Annotated in this window: 17 protein-coding genes; 6 read left to right on the top strand and 11 right to left on the bottom strand. The window is 74.7% G+C overall.

What is annotated here, in order from left to right:
• Positions 1 to 23 precede the first annotated feature (23 nt).
• Positions 24 to 905, top strand: coding sequence for a 3-methyladenine DNA glycosylase (locus tag K7640_RS03280; RefSeq protein ID WP_222953188.1), 882 nt, complete (start codon positions 24 to 26; stop codon positions 903 to 905).
• Positions 906 to 1,087: 182 nt separating this feature from the next.
• Here K7640_RS03280 and arfB read toward each other — a convergent pair whose 3' ends face one another.
• From arfB to K7640_RS03245, 7 genes are all read right to left on the bottom strand, one after another.
• Positions 1,088 to 1,513 (bottom strand): alternative ribosome rescue aminoacyl-tRNA hydrolase ArfB, encoded by a 426-nt coding sequence (gene arfB / locus K7640_RS03275; RefSeq protein WP_222953187.1) that lies wholly within the window; start codon positions 1,511 to 1,513, stop codon positions 1,088 to 1,090.
• A gap of 9 nt (positions 1,514 to 1,522) precedes the next feature.
• Complete coding sequence (locus tag K7640_RS03270) at positions 1,523 to 1,819, bottom strand: hypothetical protein (RefSeq protein ID WP_222953186.1); 297 nt, start codon at positions 1,817 to 1,819, stop codon at positions 1,523 to 1,525.
• 111 nt (positions 1,820 to 1,930) lie between these two features.
• Positions 1,931 to 2,794: a S1C family serine protease gene (locus tag K7640_RS03265; RefSeq protein WP_222953185.1), complete on the bottom strand. Its 864-nt coding sequence runs from the start codon at positions 2,792 to 2,794 to the stop codon at positions 1,931 to 1,933.
• Between the two features lie 27 nt (positions 2,795 to 2,821).
• Positions 2,822 to 3,781 carry a VWA domain-containing protein gene (locus K7640_RS03260; RefSeq protein ID WP_222953184.1) on the bottom strand — a complete coding sequence of 320 codons (960 nt, stop codon included), beginning with the start codon at positions 3,779 to 3,781 and terminating at the stop codon, positions 2,822 to 2,824.
• Positions 3,778 to 4,791 (bottom strand): DUF58 domain-containing protein, encoded by a 1,014-nt coding sequence (locus K7640_RS03255; RefSeq protein WP_222953183.1) that lies wholly within the window; start codon positions 4,789 to 4,791, stop codon positions 3,778 to 3,780. Before K7640_RS03255 ends, K7640_RS03260 begins: the two co-directional genes overlap by 4 nt.
• Positions 4,788 to 5,837 (bottom strand): MoxR family ATPase, encoded by a 1,050-nt coding sequence (locus K7640_RS03250; protein ID WP_222953182.1) that lies wholly within the window; start codon positions 5,835 to 5,837, stop codon positions 4,788 to 4,790. The genes K7640_RS03255 and K7640_RS03250 overlap by 4 nt, the downstream gene beginning before the upstream one ends.
• A gap of 192 nt (positions 5,838 to 6,029) precedes the next feature.
• Entirely contained in the window at positions 6,030 to 6,566 is a 537-nt protein-coding gene (locus K7640_RS03245) for a hypothetical protein (RefSeq protein ID WP_222953181.1), read from the bottom strand.
• Positions 6,567 to 6,868: 302 nt separating this feature from the next.
• Between K7640_RS03245 and K7640_RS03240 the strand changes: the two genes are divergently transcribed.
• Positions 6,869 to 7,855, top strand: a complete 987-nt coding sequence (locus K7640_RS03240) for an endonuclease/exonuclease/phosphatase family protein (RefSeq protein WP_222953180.1) — start codon at positions 6,869 to 6,871, stop codon at positions 7,853 to 7,855.
• A gap of 4 nt (positions 7,856 to 7,859) precedes the next feature.
• Here the strand turns inward: K7640_RS03240 and cimA are convergent, their stop codons facing one another.
• Positions 7,860 to 9,461 carry a citramalate synthase gene (gene cimA / locus K7640_RS03235; protein ID WP_222953179.1) on the bottom strand — a complete coding sequence of 534 codons (1,602 nt, stop codon included), beginning with the start codon at positions 9,459 to 9,461 and terminating at the stop codon, positions 7,860 to 7,862.
• 391 nt (positions 9,462 to 9,852) lie between these two features.
• Between cimA and K7640_RS03230 the strand changes: the two genes are divergently transcribed.
• Both K7640_RS03230 and K7640_RS03225 read left to right on the top strand, forming a co-directional pair.
• Positions 9,853 to 10,317 (top strand): PRC-barrel domain-containing protein, encoded by a 465-nt coding sequence (locus K7640_RS03230; RefSeq protein ID WP_222953178.1) that lies wholly within the window; start codon positions 9,853 to 9,855, stop codon positions 10,315 to 10,317.
• A 75-nt stretch (positions 10,318 to 10,392) separates the two neighbouring features.
• On the top strand, positions 10,393 to 11,124 hold the full coding sequence (locus K7640_RS03225) for a tyrosine-protein phosphatase (protein ID WP_222953177.1): 732 nt from the start codon (positions 10,393 to 10,395) through the stop codon (positions 11,122 to 11,124).
• Between the two features lie 123 nt (positions 11,125 to 11,247).
• Here the strand turns inward: K7640_RS03225 and K7640_RS03220 are convergent, their stop codons facing one another.
• The gene (locus tag K7640_RS03220; RefSeq protein ID WP_222953176.1) at positions 11,248 to 12,345 is read right to left on the bottom strand and encodes a branched-chain amino acid aminotransferase; all 1,098 of its coding nucleotides are present in this window, start codon (positions 12,343 to 12,345) and stop codon (positions 11,248 to 11,250) included.
• Positions 12,346 to 12,599: 254 nt separating this feature from the next.
• Positions 12,600 to 13,631, bottom strand: a complete 1,032-nt coding sequence (locus tag K7640_RS03215) for a 3-isopropylmalate dehydrogenase (RefSeq protein WP_222953175.1) — start codon at positions 13,629 to 13,631, stop codon at positions 12,600 to 12,602.
• A gap of 219 nt (positions 13,632 to 13,850) precedes the next feature.
• Between K7640_RS03215 and K7640_RS03210 the strand changes: the two genes are divergently transcribed.
• Both K7640_RS03210 and K7640_RS03205 read left to right on the top strand, forming a co-directional pair.
• On the top strand, positions 13,851 to 14,723 hold the full coding sequence (locus K7640_RS03210; protein WP_222953174.1) for an FAD:protein FMN transferase: 873 nt from the start codon (positions 13,851 to 13,853) through the stop codon (positions 14,721 to 14,723).
• 312 nt (positions 14,724 to 15,035) lie between these two features.
• Positions 15,036 to 15,395 (top strand): hypothetical protein, encoded by a 360-nt coding sequence (locus tag K7640_RS03205; protein ID WP_222953173.1) that lies wholly within the window; start codon positions 15,036 to 15,038, stop codon positions 15,393 to 15,395.
• 137 nt (positions 15,396 to 15,532) lie between these two features.
• Here K7640_RS03205 and serA read toward each other — a convergent pair whose 3' ends face one another.
• The gene (serA, locus tag K7640_RS03200; RefSeq protein WP_222953172.1) at positions 15,533 to 17,131 is read right to left on the bottom strand and encodes a phosphoglycerate dehydrogenase; all 1,599 of its coding nucleotides are present in this window, start codon (positions 17,129 to 17,131) and stop codon (positions 15,533 to 15,535) included.
• Between the last annotated feature and the right edge of the window lie 598 nt (positions 17,132 to 17,729).

The raw sequence follows: 17,729 nt of genomic DNA, 5'->3' as shown, positions 1-17,729 counted from the left end.
GCGGCGGCCGTACCCTGGGAGCCGTGACCGCCGCCCTCGCCCCCGTGCTCGACGCGGCCGCCTGGCAGGCCCGGCGGCGCGCGCACGAGCGGCGGGTGGACGGCTGGCTCGCGCCGCACCTGGCCCGCCGCCGCGCCGGCCGCCGGCACCCGGTGGAGGACTTCCTCTTCACCTACTATTCGCACCGCCCGGCCCAGTTGCGCCGCTGGCATCCCGGCGCCGGGGTGACGCTGCGCGACGCCGACCCGGCCGAGTTCGGCCGGGACTACCGCGCCGTGCCCGCCGGGGTCACCGTCGACACCGACGGCGTACGCGCGCGGCGCGCCGACTCGATCGCCTGGATCCGCGGCCTGCTCGCCGCCACCGCCGCCCGCCCCGCCCAGCTGGGCTGCTTCGGCCTGCACGAGTGGGCGATGGTCTACCGGCAGACCCAGGAGGAGGTACGCCACAACGCCTGGCCGCTGCGCCTGACGCCGGAGCGGACGGCGGCGGTGGTCGAGGAGCGGGGCGTGCGGTGCAGCCACTTCGACGCGTACCGGTTCTTCACCGCGCCGGCCCGGCCGCTGAACGTGCTCAGCCCGAGCCGGGAGAGCCAGCACGCGCTGGAGCAGCCGGGCTGCCTGCACGCCAACATGGATCTGTACAAGTGGGCGTACAAGCTCTCCCCGCTGGTGCCGTCGGAACTGGTGGCGGACTGCTTCGAGCTGGCCCGGGACGTCCGGGTGCTGGACATGCGGGCCTCGCCGTACGACCTCACCGAGCTGGGCTACGCCCCGGTCCGGATCGAGACCGGCGCGGGCCGGCAGGAGTACGTGCTGGCCCAGCGGTCGTTCGCGGACCGGGCCGCGCCGCTGCGGGCCCGGCTGGTCGCCGAGTGCGACCGGCTGCTGGCCGCCCCGGCCTGACCTGCCGGCGCGGGCGCCTAGGCCCTGTCCTGCCGATCATTGCCGGGCTGCGGCGGGCCCAGACGGCGACCGGCGGCGTTGTCGGTTCGTCCGGATACAACACCGGTATCCGGACGCACCGCCGCCTTGCCGGACCGCCGCCTGGACCGCGCCTCGCACCGACATGATCGACAGGACAGGGCCTAGTCGCCGTCGACGCGGCGGTCGCGCTTGCGCTGGGACTGCCGCTTCTTGTCGGCGAGCCGGCGTTCCTTGGCGCCCCGCGAGGGGCGGGTCGGCCGGCGCGGCGGTGGTGGCGGGGCGACCGCCTCGCGCAGCAGCGCGGCCAGCCGGGCCCGGGCGGCCTCCCGGTTGGCGAGCTGCGCCCGGTGCTCGCTGGCGGCCACGGTGACCACCCCGTCGACCAGCCGGCCGGAGAGCCGGTCCAGGGCGCGCTCGCGCAGCCGGTCCGGCAGGCTCGGCGAGGCGGCCAGGTCGAAGCTCAGCTCGACCCGGGAGTCGGTGGTGTTCACGCCCTGCCCGCCGGGGCCGGACGAGCGGGAGAAGCGTTCCCGCAGCTCGGCGGCGGGCACCACCCATCGGTCGGTGATCCGCAGCCCGTCGTCCATGCCCTGAGGCTAGCGCCCGGCCCGGGTCGACGTGGTGGGCGAGGGCGTCGGGCCGGGCCCGGCCCGTTCATGGTCGGGGGCGGTGGCCGCGTACGCGACGGCGCCGATCAGCAGCAGCAGGATCACCCCGACCTTTGTGGTGACGGCCCGGATCAGCAGCCAGGCGGTCCGGCGGGCGCCGGGCACCGTGTTCTTGGCCGCCTTGTAGTCGGTCCAACCGCGCCGGGCCCGGGCGTACGCCGTGCCGACACCACATCCGATGAAGAGGCCCACCAGCAGCAGGACCACCAGAAGAAGATGCTCCACCCACGCCAGTATCCATACTCAGCGTAATATTTCCATGGGCCGATGCTCCCAACGCCAGATATCTGACAGTTGTCCAGTCCCGAGCCATCCATCCCGGATGGTTCCCGCAGGTCAGCCGCCCTTGCCGATGATGGTGTCGGCGGTCCGGCGGACCTGGTCGATCGGGATGGCGAAGCCGATGCCGATCGACCCGCTGCCGTCGATGGTGGCGATCGCGGTGTTCACGCCGACCACCTCGCCCCGCGCGTTGACCAGCGGCCCGCCCGAGTTGCCGGGGTTGATCGAGGCGTCGGTCTGCACCGCGGTGTGCCGGCCGGAGCCGAGCCGTACCTGGCGGTTCAGCGCGCTCACGATGCCGGCGGTGACGGTGCCGGTCAGCCCGAGCGGGGAGCCGACCGCGAGCACCGGCTCGCCGACCCGGGTGGTGCCCGGCTTGGCCAGCGGCAGCGCCGTCAGCCCGGCCGACGGCGGCACCTTCAGCACGGCCAGGTCGCTGCCCGGCTCCCGGCCGACCACCTCGGCCGGGAACCGGCGTCCGTCCGGCATCTCCACGGTGACCCGGCCGCCGCCGCCCTTGGCGAGGATGTGGTCGTTGGTGACGATGTGCTGCTCGTCGTCGATGGCGAAGCCGGAGCCGGTCGCCGAGGCGCCGCCCGCGCCGCCGACCATCACCGAGACCACCCCGGGCACGGTGCGCTCGGCGGCGGTGACCAGCTCCGCCGGCACCGGAGCGGCCGAGGCCGCCGCCGGCCCGACCCCGCCGTCCCGGCCGGCGACCCAGCCACCGGCCAGCGCCCCGGAGACGGTGGAGAGGGCCACCACCGCCAGCGCGGCCACCACCGGTCCCGGGCGGCGGCGCCGGCGGGACGTACCGTCGGGCCCACCGCCGGGCCAGCCGCCCCGGCCGTCCGGGTCGAGCTCGGGCGAGACGTACCAGGGGCCGCGGGGTTCACCCAGCCCGGTCTGCACGGCCATACTCGCTCCTCACGTGTCGGTTGCCGGTCAGGGCAGTCGGGAGAACCAGCGCATCGAGCCGGCCGCGGCCCCCATGGCGAACACCAGCCCGAGGCCGATGAACCGGGCCGAGACGTCCTGGCGTTCGGTGCGGTAGCCCACCGAGCTGCCGATGTCGTCGTAGACGGCCCGCAACTCCTGGCGGGTGGTGGCCTCGTGGAAGCCACCCCCGGTCTCCTCGGCCACCGCCTTGAGGGTCTGCCCGTCGACCGGCACCTGGATGGCCCGGCCGCCCCGGTCGACGGAGCCGGTCGGGGTGCCGAAGGAGATGGTGTGCACCGGCACTTTGACCCCCACCGCCGAGGAGGCGGCCTCCATCGGGTCGGTGCCGGAGGTGTTGGCGCCGTCGGAGAGCAGGATGATCCGGGCCGGTGGCGGCTGCTTCGCCGCCTTGCCGTCCAGGCTCTTCACCGCGCCGAGCGAGGTGCTGATCGCCTCGCCGATGGCGGTGCCCTGCACGCCGGTCATCCCCTCGGCCAGCCGTTCGATCCCCTCGTGCAGCGCCTCCCGGTCGGTGCTCGGCGGCACCACCACGGCGGCGCTGCCGGCGAAGGCGACCAGCCCCACGTTGAACTCGTCCGGCAGCCCGTCCACGAACCGGCGGGCCGCATCCTTCGCCGCCCCCAGCCGGTCCGGCTCCACGTCGGTGGCGAGCATCGAGGTGGAGACGTCCACGGCCACCATCACGGTGGCCCGTTCCCGGGGCACCCGGACCTCGGCAGTGGGCCGGGCGAAGCCGACCACGAGCAGGGCCAGCATGGCCAGGAAGAGTCCCGCCGGCACGTGCCGGCGCCAGGCGGGCCGGTCCGGCGCCACCCGGTCCAGCAGCCGCAGGTTGGTGAAGCGGACCGCGTACCGGCTGCGCCGGCGCTGCATCCGCAGGTAGCCGAGGACCAGGGCGGCCACCCCGAGCAGCAGCCAGAGACGGGCGGGTGACTGCCAGCTCACGCGGCACCTCCCCGGGCCGCGCCGGCCGGGGCGGCGGCCAGCCGGCGGTGCGCGTGCACGTGCCGGACGATGTCGGCGGTCCAGTCCCGGTCGGTGCGCAACGCCAGGTGGGTCGCCCCGCACCGGCGCAGCAGCCGGCGTACCTGGTCGCGCTGGGCGGTGGCCGCGGCGGCGTACCGCTCGCGCAGGCCCGGGTCCCCGGTCCACACCTCCCGCCGCCGGCCGGTCTCCGGATCGGCCAGGGTGATCAGGCCGACGTCCGGCAGCTCCCACTCGCGCGGGTCGGTGACCTCCACGGCGAGCACCTGGTGGCGGGCGGCGAGCCGGCGCAGCGCCGGCTCCCAGGGGGCCGGGGCGGCGGGGTCGTCGGGCAGTTCGTCGAGGAAGTCGGAGACCAGCACGACCAGGCCACGTCGGGTGGCCACCCGCTGCACGGCGGCGAGCGCGGCCACGAAGCCGGGTGCCGGACCCGTCGCGCCGGCCGGCCGGTCCGCGGCGCCGGCGCGCGGCGCGTCCAGCAGCGCGCGCAGCAGCCCGAGCAGATGGGTACGCCCGCTGCGGGCCGGGAAGCGGCGCACCCCGGCCGGGTTGAGCACCTGCGCGCCGAGGCGGTTGCCGGTGCCGGCGGTGAGGAAGCCGACGGCGGCGACGGCGGCCACCGCCAGCTCCCGTTTGTCCAGCTCGGCGGTGCCGAACTCCATGCTGGGGCTGGCGTCCACCAGCAGCCAGGTGGTCAGTTCCCGGTCCGCGTCGACCTCGCGTACGTGGGGCACGGTGGTGCGGGCGGTGACCGCCCAGTCCATCCGGCGTACCTCGTCCTCCCCCGGCCGGTACTCGCGGCTGCCGGCGGCCTCGCTGCCGGGGCCGGGCAGCAGGCCGCGGTGCTGGCCGTGCAGCAGCCCGTCGAGTCGCCGGGTCACGGTCAGCTCCAGCCGGCGCAGCCGCTGGTCCGGGGTGAGCGTGGCCAGCCCCGGGCCGGCGGGCGCGGGCGGCGCCGGGCGGCGCCTCACGCCGCCGCCAGGTCGGCCGGGAACTCGGTGTGCGCGGGGGCGACGCGCGGCGGCGGGACCGCCTCGACCAGCCGCCGGACCACGGTCTCGGTGGCCACCCCGTCGGCCACCGCGTCGAAGGTGAGCACCAGCCGGTGGGCCAGGACGTCCACCGCCAGTTCCCGGACGTCCTCCGGGATCACGTAGTCCCGGCCGCGCAGCAGGGCCTGTGCCCGGGCGGCGGCGACCAGGCCGAGGGTGGCCCGCGGGCTCGCCCCGTACGCCAGTTGGCCGGCCACGTCGGGCAGCCCGAACCGGCCCGGGTCCCGGGTGGCGAGGATGAGCCGCACCACGTACTCGGCCACCGCGTGGTGCACGAACACGTGCTCGGCCCGGCGTTGCAGGTCGCGCAGCCGGACCGGGTCGAGCACCTGGCGCGGGGTGGGCCGGTCGCTGCTCATCCGGTAGAGGATGGCCAGCTCGTCGGCGTCGCTCGGGTAGTCGACCACGACCTTCATCAGGAAGCGGTCCCGCTGCGCCTCCGGGAGTTGGTAGACACCCTCCGACTCGATCGGGTTCTGGGTGGCCAGCACCAGGAACGGCTCGGGCACCGGCCAGCTCCGGCCACCGATGGAGACCTGCCGTTCGGCCATCGCCTCCAGCAGCGCCGACTGGACCTTGGCCGGCGCCCGGTTGATCTCGTCGGCGAGGACCAGGTTGGCCATGATCGGGCCGAGTTCGATGTCGAAGCTCTCCTTCGACGCCCGGTAGATGCGGGTGCCCACGATGTCGGAGGGCACCAGGTCGGGGGTGAACTGGATCCGGGAGAAGGTGCCACCGACCACGGTGGCGAGGGTCTGCGCGGCGAGCGTCTTGGCGACGCCGGGCACCCCCTCCAGCAGGCAGTGCCCGTCGGCGACGAGGGCGGTGAGCAGCCGCTCGACGAGCCGGTCCTGCCCGACGATCACGCGTTTGACCTCGAAGAGGGTCTGTTCCAGCTCGGCGCCGGCCGCATCGGCCTCGGCCGGGGTGGGCAGGCTGGCCAGGGTGTCCGAGATGTCCGTCACGGTGCTTGCTTCCCGCGCCGGACCTGGGCAAACGTGGGATTGTCAGCGCCGGACGGGGCGGTTCACCGCCAATCCGGCGCACTTCCCCCGGACGGGCGCGAAGGCCCGAAGCGGCCCGGAAAAGGACGCGCGGGACGGCGGGCGCCGGCCCCCGGGCAGCGGACCCGGCGGCCGGCGCTCACCGCGCGGGGATCAGTTGTGGACCACCAGGTGGAAACCCAGGTTCGCGGGCGCCCCGGCGGAGTTGTACGTCTGCACGTAGACCGCGTTCTGCGTGGGGTGGCCGGGCGAGAGGCCCCGGCGCGGGGCGACCGACGCCTGGCCGGGCGGCGGCACGTTGTCCGGGTCGAGGGTGCCCACCGTGGCACCGAAGCTCTTGGTGTAGACGGTGTACCGGAAGATGATCTGGTACTCGCCGGTCGTGTACCGCTTGGCGGAGAAGACCTCGGGCGAGCCGCGCAGCAGGGTGCCACTGGCGGAGACCACCGCCCACGCCACGGTGCCGGGGGAGGTCGCCATGGTGCTCACCCCGGACAGCGCGGCCTGGGCCGCCCGGGCGTCCGCCGCGGTGATCGGCGGCTGGCCGGCGGGGCGGGCCCACCGGTCCGCCGGCCGCTCCGCCGGGGCCCGGGTCGACGGCTGGGCGGCGGCGATCCCGCCCCCGGCCAGGGCGAGCAGGAGGGCGGCGACGGCTACGGTCGCCGCGTTGCGTCGAAGGAATCTGGCCATGGCAGGTCTCCTTGTTGGGGCGAGGTGAGCCGTCCGGCCCGCGTGGCGAACGGGTCGGCAGAACTGCGGCAGAATGAGCGACACGGCGCCGGAAAATTGTGAGAAACAATTGCCTAGTATGCGATTTCCATGCGCTGTGGCCAGGTGGAACGTAGCACCGGCAAAAGCCGCGAGTCAACGCTCCATCGGGGACACCGGAAGCGGCGCAGATTGGGCATGATAATTGCGAGCAGCCTACGCCCAACCATTCACGAATTGTTTTCGGGCCACCTGCGGCGGCACCGTCCGCTACCGTGACCGGCATGATCATCGAGACCGGGCGGCGGGTCGCACCGGCCCGCCGGGCCCGCGCCACGCTCGGCTGGCTCATCGTGGCACCGGGCGTCGCCTGGGCGGCGGTCCGGCTGCCCGGGGTGGAACGGGGACCGCTGGTGCAGTTGCTGGCCTTCACCCCGTACGTCGCGGGGTGGAGCCTGGTCGCGCTGGTGGCCGCGGTCGCCCTGCGGCACCGGTGGGCGGCGCTGGTCGCGGGGCTCACCGCGGTCGCGCTGGTCGGCGTGGTCGCGCCCCGCACGCTGCCGGGCGGGGGTCCGGCCGCCGACGGCCCGACGGTACGACTGCTCACCGCCAACCTGCTGCACGGCGCGGCCGACCCGGGCGCGCTCGTCGAACTGGTCCGCCGGCACCGGGTCGACCTGCTGACCGTGCAGGAGTTCACCCCGGCCGCCCAGGCCGGGCTGGACCGCGCCGGGCTCGGCGCGCTGCTGCCCCACCGGCAGCTCAACCCGGAGGACGGCACCACCGGCTCCGGACTCTATTCCCGCTTCCCGCTGGCCGAGCCGGGCGTGCGGCGCAACCGGGGCTTCGCCTTCACCCAGGCGTACGCGACGGTGACCGTGCCCGGCGCGCCGCCGGCGCGGGTGGAGTCGGCCCACCCGGCGGCGCCCTGGTCGGTCGCGGTGATCGACGAGTGGCGGATGGACCTCGCCGGGCAGCCGTCGGCCACCCCCGACGGGCCGCTGCGCATCCTCGCCGGCGACTTCAACGCCACACTCGACCACGCGCCGCTGCGCGCCCTGCTCGACACCGGGTACGTGGACGCGGCCGGCGCGGTCGGGGCCGGGCTGGTCGGCACCTGGGGCCCGTACGACGGCGACCCGATCCCGCCGGTGACCATCGACCACGTGCTGGTCGACCGCCGGATCGCGGTGCACGCGGTAAGCGTGCACGCGGTGCCGGGCAGCGACCACCGGGCGGCGCTCGCCACCCTCCGCCTGCCCGCCGGATGAGCCGTCAGGAGTGCGCGTTCACCGGGGGCACCGCGGTGCGCAGGCCGTAGGTGAGCGCGTCGACGAGGGCGTGCCAGGACGCCTCGACCACGTTGGGGTGCACGCCCACCGTGGTCCAGTCCCGGCCCGCGCCGTCGGCGGTCTCCACCAGCACCCGGGTCACCGCCCCGGTGCCGTGGCTGCCCTCCAGGATGCGGACCTTGTAGTCGGCCAGCTCGAAGTCGCGCAGCTCCGGATAGTGCCGGACCAGCCCGACCCGCAGCGCCTCGTCCAGGGCGTTGATCGGGCCGTTGCCCTCCGCGGTGGCGATCAGCCGCTCGCCGCGTACCCGGATCTTCACGGTGGCCTCGGAGACCACCGCGCCGTCCTCGCGGTGCTCGACCAGCACCCGGTACGACTCCAGGGCGAACGGTCGGGGCGCCTCGCGGCCCGGCAGCTCCGAGCGGACCAGCAGCTCGAACGAGGCGTCGGCGGCCTCGAACGACCAGCCGTCCGCCTCCAGTTCCTTGACCCGGCCGGTCACCCGGGACAGCGCCTCCGGATGGCCGGCCAGGTCCAGCCCCAGCTCGCGGCTCTTCAGCTCGACGCTGGCCCGGCCGGCCATCTCGGTCACCAGGATCCGCATGTCGTTGCCCACCACCGACGGGTCGACGTGGTTGTAGAGCAACGGGTCGACCTTGATCGCGCTCGCGTGCAACCCCGCCTTGTGGGCGAAGGCCGCCGCCCCGGCGTACGCCTGGTGGGTGTCGGGGGCGATGTTGGCGATCTCGGCGATGGCGTGCGAGACCCGCACCATCTGCTCCAGGCAGCCGTCCGGTAGGACGGGCATCCCGAGCTTGAGTTGGAGGTTCGCCACGACGGCGAAGATGTCGGCGTTGCCGGGGCGCTCGCCGTAGCCGTTGGCGGTGCCCTGGACGTGCCGCACGCCGGCCTCCACCGCGGCGATCGTGTTGGCGACCGCGCAGGCGGTGTCGTTCTGGGCGTGCATGCCGAGCAGTTCCGGGGCCACCCCGGTCCGCGCGGTCAGGTCGCCGATCGCGGCGGTGACCTGCGAGGGCAGCATGCCGCCGTTGGTGTCGCAGAGCACGAACCGCTCGGCGCCGGCGGCCAGCGCGGTCTGCACGACCACGGCCCCGTACGCCGGGTCGTGCCGGTAGCCGTCGAAGAAGTGCTCGCCGTCGACGAAGACCCGGCGCCCCTGCCGGACCAGGTGGGCCACGGTGTCGTGGATCATCGCCAGGTTCTCCGCCGGGGTGGTCCGCAGGGCCCGCTCGACGTGCCGCACGTCGGCCTTGGCGACCAGAGTCACCACCGGGGTCTCCGCGTCGAGCAGGCCGCGCACCTGCGGATCGGCCTCGACGGCGACGCCGGCCCGGCGGGTGGCGCCGAACGCGGCGAACACCGCGTGCCGCAGGTGCAGCTCGGTGCGCGCCCGGCGGAAGAACTCGGTGTCCTTGGGCACCGCGCCGGGCCAGCCGCCCTCGATGAAGCCGACCCCGAACTCGTCGAGCAGGCGGGCGACCGCCAGCTTGTCGACCACCGAGTAGCTGAGCCCCTCGCGCTGCGCGCCGTCGCGCAGCGTCGTGTCGTACACCTGGAAGGCCATGGGGGTCCCTTCTGTCTTCGTCCCGTGGCAACAAAAAGACCCCCCGCGGATGCGGGAGGTCTGCGCGTCGGCGGAGGGGGCCGGCGCGCTAGGTGCCAATAATCAGGGCGGTGCTGGTCACGACGGGTAGTCTGCCAGGCCACGGCGTTTCTGGGAGGACTAATCCAGATACCGGGACGGCGGGTCCCGGCGCGGACCGGGAACCGCCCGGCCGCGCACGCCGCCGCGGTGGCGCTGGACGCGCGGGCCGCGCTCGCCCGAGCCGTACGCCGGGTGGGTAGGCGTTTTTCACCCGGACGTGTGTAGGGCGCGGCCCGACCGGGTACCTCTTATGCGGACACGAAAGACCTTCTCTCCCAAAACGACTAAGGCAGTCGAGGTAGGAGCAACCATGGACAGGCTCGATCCGCAGAACCCGAACACCATCCCCGAGTCCACCATCGACGGTGGCCAGGGCGGCTACGCCGCCGGCACGCCGGGCGGCGGCTACGACCCGTGGCGCTACCGGGACGAGGCCGGCGTAGCCGGCGCCGACCTGGTCGGCTACAAGGTGGAGGCCACCGACGGTCACATCGGCAAGATCGACCGGGCCAGCCACGACGTGGACGACAGCTACCTGGTCGTCGACACCGGCCCGTGGATCTTCGGCAAGAAGGTGATGCTGCCGGCCGGCACCGTCAACCGCGTCGACCACGAGGACAACAAGGTCTACGTCGACCGGGACAAGGACCAGATCAAGGCCGCCCCGGAGTACGACGAGACCAGCCACGCCGACCCGGCGTACCGGGACCGGCTCGGCGGCTACTACGGCGAGAACTACTCGGCGCTGCCGCCGGACGCCCAGGGCCGGGTCTGACGCTGACCCACCCGGGGCACTGAACCCGGCCGACGGCCGGTGGGACCAGTTCCCACCGGCCGTTACCGTGTGCGGATGGATGCCGTCGACGCCGAGCGCAGCGTGCCGTTCACCACGATGTTCAACTTCCGGGACCTCGGCGGCCTGCCCGCCCGCGACGGTCGCCACGTCCGCCGCCGGCGGCTCTACCGCTCGGACTCCCCGCACCGGATCGACGGCGCCGACCTCGAATCCTTCGCCGCGCTCGGCGTCCGCACCGTCATCGACCTGCGCCGCCCCGCCGAGGTGGAGCGGGACGGGCGGGTGCCGGAGCTGCCCCGGCTGGCGTACCGCCACATCCACCCGGAGCACGTGGACTGGAGCGTCACCCTCTACCAGCCGGGCACCGACCTCGCCCGCTACCTCGCCGACCGGTACGCCGCGCTGGCCGAGACCGGTGCGGCGGGGCTGGCCGAGGCGGTCGGGCTGATCGCCGACGCGACGAACGCCCCGGTGCTGGTGCACTGCGTCGCCGGCAAGGACCGTACCGGGGTCGTCTGCGGCCTGACCCTGGCGGCGCTCGGCGTCCCCGACGCCGACATCGCCGCCGACTACGCGCTCAGCGCCGAGGGGCTCGAACGCTTCCAGGCCTGGTACGCCGGCGCGGGCGGGGTGCTGGGCCTGCCCCCGCTCACCACCCCCGCCGCCGCGATGACGCTCTTCCTGGCGGAGCTGCGCGAGCGGTACGGCTCGGTCGAGGACTACCTGCGGCAGTCGGGGCTGACCGACCGGCAACTGGCCGCGCTCCGCGACCACCTGCTGGACTAGCGCGCCCCGCGCCCCGCGCCGACGCCCCCGCCCATCCGGCGGCGGCCACCGCCCCGCCCGGCGGGTGTTAGGAAGGGGCCCTTCCTATACCGAATGCGTTAACAAGGGCCCCCTCCTTGCACCTCAGAGGATGCGCTGCACCCAGCCGTGCCGGTCCTCGGCGTCGCCCCGCTGGATGGCCACCAACTGCTGGCGCAGGGCCATGGTGGACCGGCCCGGCTCACCGCCGCCGATCAGGAACTCGCCGTCGGGGAACCGGACCCCGCCGATCGGCGTGATCACCGCGGCGGTGCCGCAGGCGAAGACCTCGCGCAGCCGGCCGCTCGCCGCGTCGGCCTGCCAGTCGGCGAAGCTGACCGGCCGCTCGCGCACCTGGTGGCCGGACTCGGCGGCCAGGGTGAGGATCGCGTCCCGGGTGATGCCCGGCAGGATGGTGCCGGTCAGCGGCGGGGTGACCAGGGTGTTGTCGTCGTAGACGAAGAAGACGTTCATGCCGCCCAGCTCGTCGACGAAGCGGCGCTCCACCGCGTCCAGGAAGACCACCTGGTCGCAGCCGGCGTCGATCGCCTCGGCCTGCGCGGCGAGCGAGGCGGCGTAGTTGCCACCGCACTTGGCCGCGCCGGTGCCGCCCGGAGCGGCCCGGGTGTAGTCCGGGGAGACCCAGACCGTCACCGGCTTCACCCCACCGGCGAAGTACGCCCCGGCGGGCGAGGCGATCACCGCGTAGAGGTATTCGTTGGCCGGGCGGACGCCGAGGAAGACCTCGCTGGCGAACATGAACGGCCGCAGGTAGAGGCTGGCGTCCGGCCCCTCGGGAATCCAGTCCCGGTCGATGGTGACCAGCTGGCGCAGCGACTCGACGAAGGTCTCCGGCGGCAGCTCCGGCATGGCCAGCCGCTTCGCGGAGGCGACGAACCGGGCCGCGTTCGCCTCGGGCCGGAACATGGTGACCGACCCGTCGGCCGTCCGGTACGCCTTCAACCCCTCGAAGATCTCCTGCGCGTAGTGCAGGACGGCGCTCGCCGGGTCCATCGGGATCGGGGCGCGGGCCTCGATCCGCGGGTCGTACCAGCCCTTGCCCTCGGCGTACCGGATGGTCACCATGTGATCGGTGAAGACCCGCCCGAAGCCCGGGTTGGCCAGCAGGGCGGCCCGGTCGGCGGCGGATACCGGCGCGGAATTCGGACGGATCTCGAAATCGAGCTTGTCACCACCGCTCATCGCGCTGACCTCCCTGCGGTCGGAAACGGCGTGCGGACGCGCACGCCGGCATCTCTGGTGCCAGAAACTTACCCCGAACGGTCGTTCAGCGGATAGCTCCGCCCGGCTGATCGACCGGCCCGGATGGGGGACGGACGGGGCACGGCGGGGGCCGAATGCGGCCCGGCCGGGGGCCGGTCCGTCGGAGCCGCCGCGGCCACTCGGCGGGCGGGCCGGCGGGCCGGCGGACGGCCGGCGCCGGCCGGCGCCGGCGGTCAGGCCACCGCGTACCCGGCGAGGCGGTCGCCCACCTCGGCCGTGCGCAGCGGTACGCCCGGTACTCGACCGGCCAGCTCGGTGCCGACGGCGGCGGTGACCCGGGCGGCGGCCTCGGCGTGGCCCAGCTGGTCGAGCAGGAGCGCGGCGGAGAGCACCGCGGCGACCGGGTCGGCCACGCCCTGGCCGGCGATGTCCGGGGCGGAGCCGTGCACCGGCTCGAACATCGACGGGAAACGCCCCGCCGGGTTGATGCAGCCGCTGGCGGCCAGCCCGATGCCGCCGGTCACCGCGGCGGCGATGTCGGTGAGGATGTCGCCGAAGAGGTTGTCGGTGACCACCACGTCGTACCGCTGCGGCTGGGTGACCAGGAACATCGCCGCGGCGTCGACGTGCTGGTATTCGGTGGTCACGTCCGGGTGCTCGGCGGCGACGGCCTCGAACGCCCGCGCCCACAGCGACCCGGCGTGGGTCAGCACGTTGGTCTTGTGCACCAGGGTCACCTTGCGCCGCTCGCGGCGGCTCGCCCGGGCGAACGCGTCCCGGATCACCCGCTCGACGCCGTGCCGGGTGTTCAGGCTCTCCTCGGTGGCCACCTCGGCCGGGGTGTCGCGGTGCAGCACCCCGCCGGCGCCGGCGTAGAGCCCCTCGGTGCCCTCGCGCACCACGACCAGGTCGACCTCGCCCGGCTTGACGGCGCCCAGCGGGCCGGTCACCCCGGGCCAGAGCCGGGACGGGCGGAGGTTGACGTACTGGTCGAAGGCGAAGCGGAGCTTGAGCAGCAGGCCCCGCTCCAGCACGCCCGGCGGCACGGTGGGGTCGCCGACCGCGCCGAGCAGGATCGCGTCGTGCCCGGCCAGCTCGGCCAGCACCGAGTCGGGCAGCACCTCGCCGGTGCGGTGGTAGCGCGCGGCGCCGAGATCGTACGCGGTGGCCTCGACGCCGGGCAGCACCGCGTCGATGACCTTGCGGGCCTGCGCGACCACCTCGGGTCCGATGCCGTCGCCGGCCACCACCGCGATCCGTGCCACCTGCCGCTCCCTCGCTCGTCGCTTCCGGCCACGGTACGTCGGCGTCCCGCCTCCCGGTACGAGCCTTCCACAATATGGGAGGGATGGATGCACAGCAGGCTCCCAGGTGGCATTCATGGACCGGTCATCTCCGCTGCCTAGGCTGCTCGGTGAGCGGGTCTTCGGGGCCCGTGACCGGACCGCCGCACCGCTGCGGCGCGTCGGCGAAGGAGCGCTGCGATGCGGATGGACGAGCAACCACGGACGACCTGGACGACCGACCGCCCGGCGAACCGTTGGGTGGCCCAGCCCGCATACCACGGGCGGCGGCCCGACCTGCGCCTCGGTGCCCGCAACCAGCACGTGGAGCGGATCGTCGGTCCGGCCGGCGACCGGCTCGCCGTCCACCATCCGGTGCGCACCGCCACCGCCGAGTACACGATCCTGCTCAACGCCCCGGAGTGGTTCGGCCACAAGGCGGTCGGGGACGCGCTGCGCGACGCCGTCGCCGAGCTGCGCGCGATCGACCTGACCTACGGCCCGACCCGACCGGAGAGCCTGGTCTCCCGGCTGCGCCGGGGCGAGATCAGCGCGGACTCGTACCCCCCGCTGGCCGACCTGGTGGACCGGTGCGCCGCGATGCGCGCCGCCACCGACGGCTGGTTCGACGCCTGGGCCGTGCCCGGCGGGTTCGACCCGGGCGGCCTGCTCGGCGGCTGGGCGGTGGAGCGGGCCGCGGCCCGGCTGCGCGCCGCCGGCATCCACGACTACGCCGTGCTCACCGGCGCCGACCTCGTGGTACGCGGCCACGCCGCGCACGGCGGCCCGTGGCGGGTGGCGGTGCACCACCCCACCGACGGCCGCCGCCCACCGATGGTGCTGGAGATGACCGCGGGCGCGGTCGGCACCTCGGGGGTCACCGGGCGGCGGGGGCACGTGGTCGACCCGCACACCGGCGAACCGGCCGAGCACCTGGTGGCGGCGACCGTGGTCGGGCCGGACCTGGCCGTGGCCGACGCCTACGCGACCGCCCTCTACGCGGCCGGGCCGGCCGGGCTGTCCTGGTTCCACAGCGGTTCCGACTATCGGGCGCTGCTCGCCGACCACCGCTGACGCGCGCGGAGCCGATCCGCGATCGGCCCCCACGATCTCGGCAAAGACCGCAGGGGCCGGTCAGCGACGAGTGCGCGTGGCTCGCGCAATCGAGGGGTGCGGACCGGTGGTCGAACGTGAGGCCGCGCCACCCGAAGACGGGCCCGACGTCCCGCCCAGCCGGCAACCGCCCCCGTACGCTAGCGAATCGACGCAACTCGACGCAAGAGTCTCCACACCGGACCGTCCGGTCATCACGTTTCCGTTACCTGACAGTCGACCAGCGGCGGGGCGGTTTTCGCCGCACGGTCGCCGGATGGCACCCTGTCCGCCGTGAGTTTCGATCTGAGCGTGTGGGCCCTGCCGGACGGGGCCACCCCGGCGGACGTGCGGGTCGCGGTGGAACAGTGCCGCGCGGGCCGGCACACCGACCGCCACCCCGACCCGCGGGTCGTCGGCTTCTACCGGGCGATCACCGCCACCTACCCGGACCGACCGTCCCGGCCGGACACCCCGTGGGAGGTCGCCCCGCTGCACGCGGCCGGCGACCACGTCGAGATGAATCTCTTCCCGACCTGCACCGACCAGGTGCTGCTCGACATCGAGCGGCTGGCCGGCGAGCACGGCCTGATGCTGTTCGACGCGCAGGACGGCTCGGTCTATCCCCCGCCGACCCGCGCCGCCGCCGGCTGACCGTCCGGTCCGCCGATCCGGCGCCGCCCGGCGGCGACCGGCCGTCGCCCCGTGCGTCCACGTCGGGGCGCGGGCCTGGACATACGACGCGGGGACCCGACCTGCCGGCCGAGCCCCCGCGATCCGTCCTGGGTGGACTACTCGTCGCGCAGGTCCGCCGCGCTGGCCGAGGTGGCGCCGATCGAGTCGGCCGCCTCGGTGAGCAGGTCCGCGCCGAGGGCCTGGTCGACGGTGAGCGTCATCAGCGTCTCGCCGCCGGCCTCCCGGCGGGCCACCTGCATCGCCGCGATGTTGACGCCGGCCGCGCCGAGCAGCGTGCCGACGGTGCCCACCACGCCCGGCCGGTCCGCGTAGCGCAGGAAGACCAGGATGCCCTCCGCGCCGATCTCCACGTCGAAGCCGTCCACCTCGGTCAGCTTGATGACGTCCCGGGCGCCGGCCTGGGTGACGGTGCCGGAGACGCTTACCGTCCGGCCGTCCGGCAGCGCGCCGCGCACGGTCACCAGGATCGGATCCTCGACGGTCTCGGTCCGGGTGTCCAGGGTGACCTCGACGCCCCGGTCGGCGGCCAGGTGCGGCGCGTTGACGTAGGTGACCTGCTCCTCCACCACCGAGCTGAACAGCCCCTTGGTGGCGGCGAGCTTGAGCACCGACACGTCGTGGTTGACGATCTCGCCGCGCACCTCGACGGTGACGGCGGCGGCCACCCCGCCGGCGACCGCGGTGAAGGCCCGGCCGAGCTTCTCCGCCAGCGGCAGCAGCGGCCGGACGTCCTCGGCGACCACGCCACCGGCCTGCACGTTCACCGCGTCCGGCACGAACTCGCCCTGCAACGCCAGCTTGACGCTCTTGGCCACGGCCAGACCCGCCTTGTCCTGCGCCTCGGCGGTGGAGGCGCCCAGGTGCGGGGTGGCCACCACGTTGTCGAAGGCGAACAGCGGCGAGGAGGTGCACGGCTCCTTGGCGTACACGTCGACGCCGGCGCCGGCGACCCGGCCCTCGGCGATCGCGTCCGCGAGGGCCTGCTCGTCGACCAGACCGCCCCGGGCGGCGTTGACGATCCGGACGCCGGGCTTGACGACCGCCAGCTCCTTCTCCCCGATCAGGCCGACGGTCTCCGGGGTCTTGGGCAGGTGGATGGAGATGAAGTCGCTCTCCCGCAGCAGCTCCTCCAGGCCGACCAGGCGCACCCCGAGCTGCGCGGCGCGGGCCGGCTGGATGTACGGGTCGTAGGCGATCAGCCGGGTGCCGAACGCGGCGATGCGCGACGCGAAGAGCACCCCGATGCGGCCGAGGCCGACCACGCCCACGGTCTTGCCCTGGATCTCGACGCCGGTGTACTTGGACCGCTTCCACTCGCCGGCCTTGAGCGCGGCGCTGGCGCTGGCGGTGTTCCGCGCGACGGCGAGCAGCAGCGCGACGGCCTGCTCGGCGGCGGAGACGATGTTCGAGGTGGGGGCGTTGACGACCATCACACCCCGGGCGGTGGCCGCCGGCACCTCGACGTTGTCCAGGCCGACGCCCGCCCGGGCCACCACCTTCAGCCGGGGCGCCGCGGCGATCGCCTCGGCGTCGATCTGGGTGGCACTGCGTACGATCACCGCGTCGGCCGCGGCGAGCGCGGAGAGCAGAGCCGGGCGGTCGGTGCCGTCGACGTGGCGCACGTCGAAGTCGTGCGCGAGCACCTCGATGGCGGCGGGAGCGAGTTCTTCGGCGATCAGTACGACAGGATTCATCGGTCCTCGTAGACGCTCGTTCTGGTCGGCCTGGTGCCCCGGGACGCCGCGCTGCGCCCGACGCTGGTCCGTGCCGTGGCCGTCAGGTGCCGGCTGCGGCACCTACAGGCGATCGTAGGGGGCATACCGGGAGACGTGTCCCGGACCGGGAGGTGAGGGCCCTCACACAGGGTTGTCGCATGTCGGTCATCCCCCGTTCACCGCGCGGGCCGCCCCCGCGCCGCCCAGCACCGGCCGCCGAGGCGTCCGTCACCCGGTCCCATCAGGTGAGCCGGCGCGCGGCGATCGACCAGCACGCCGCAGGCCGGGTAACCCGGCGCGCGGAAAGCCCAGCCCGCGGCAAGCCGGGACCACCCGGCGCGCGGAAAGCCCAGCCTTCGGCAAGCCGGGGCCACCCCGCGCGGAGAGGCCGACCTGCGGCAAGCCGGGGCAACCCGGCGCACGGAAGACCCGACCTGCCGCAGCCGGGGTGTGGCCCTGGCGCGCGGACAGCCCCGCACGCCGCGTCCGGGGGTAACCGGGCTCGCGGGGGACGGTGCGGCCCGCGACCCGAGCCGGGGAGAGCGTCGGGTCGCGGGCCGCGGGCCCCCGTGCCGGG

This window comes from Micromonospora sp. PLK6-60 (assembly GCF_019890675.1).
Taxonomy (GTDB): domain Bacteria; phylum Actinomycetota; class Actinomycetes; order Mycobacteriales; family Micromonosporaceae; genus Micromonospora.
Note: the sequence above shows the minus strand (reverse complement) of the source record. Positions and strands in the feature narration are given on the sequence as shown.

Bases quoted from the DNA above. Each gene is read 5' to 3' on its own strand.
- arfB (WP_222953187.1), bottom strand. From the start codon at position 1,513: ATGGACGACGGGCTGCGGATCACCGACCGATGGGTGGTGCCCGCCGCC.
- K7640_RS03265 (WP_222953185.1), bottom strand. From the start codon at position 2,794: ATGGCCGTGCAGACCGGGCTGGGTGAACCCCGCGGCCCCTGGTACGTC.
- K7640_RS03245 (WP_222953181.1), bottom strand. From the start codon at position 6,566: ATGGCCAGATTCCTTCGACGCAACGCGGCGACCGTAGCCGTCGCCGCC.
- K7640_RS03240 (WP_222953180.1), top strand. From the start codon at position 6,869: ATGATCATCGAGACCGGGCGGCGGGTCGCACCGGCCCGCCGGGCCCGC.
- cimA (WP_222953179.1), bottom strand. From the start codon at position 9,461: ATGGCCTTCCAGGTGTACGACACGACGCTGCGCGACGGCGCGCAGCGC.
- K7640_RS03230 (WP_222953178.1), top strand. From the start codon at position 9,853: ATGGACAGGCTCGATCCGCAGAACCCGAACACCATCCCCGAGTCCACC.
- K7640_RS03225 (WP_222953177.1), top strand. From the start codon at position 10,393: ATGGATGCCGTCGACGCCGAGCGCAGCGTGCCGTTCACCACGATGTTC.
- K7640_RS03220 (WP_222953176.1), bottom strand. From the start codon at position 12,345: ATGAGCGGTGGTGACAAGCTCGATTTCGAGATCCGTCCGAATTCCGCG.
- K7640_RS03210 (WP_222953174.1), top strand. From the start codon at position 13,851: ATGCGGATGGACGAGCAACCACGGACGACCTGGACGACCGACCGCCCG.
- serA (WP_222953172.1), bottom strand. From the start codon at position 17,131: ATGAATCCTGTCGTACTGATCGCCGAAGAACTCGCTCCCGCCGCCATC.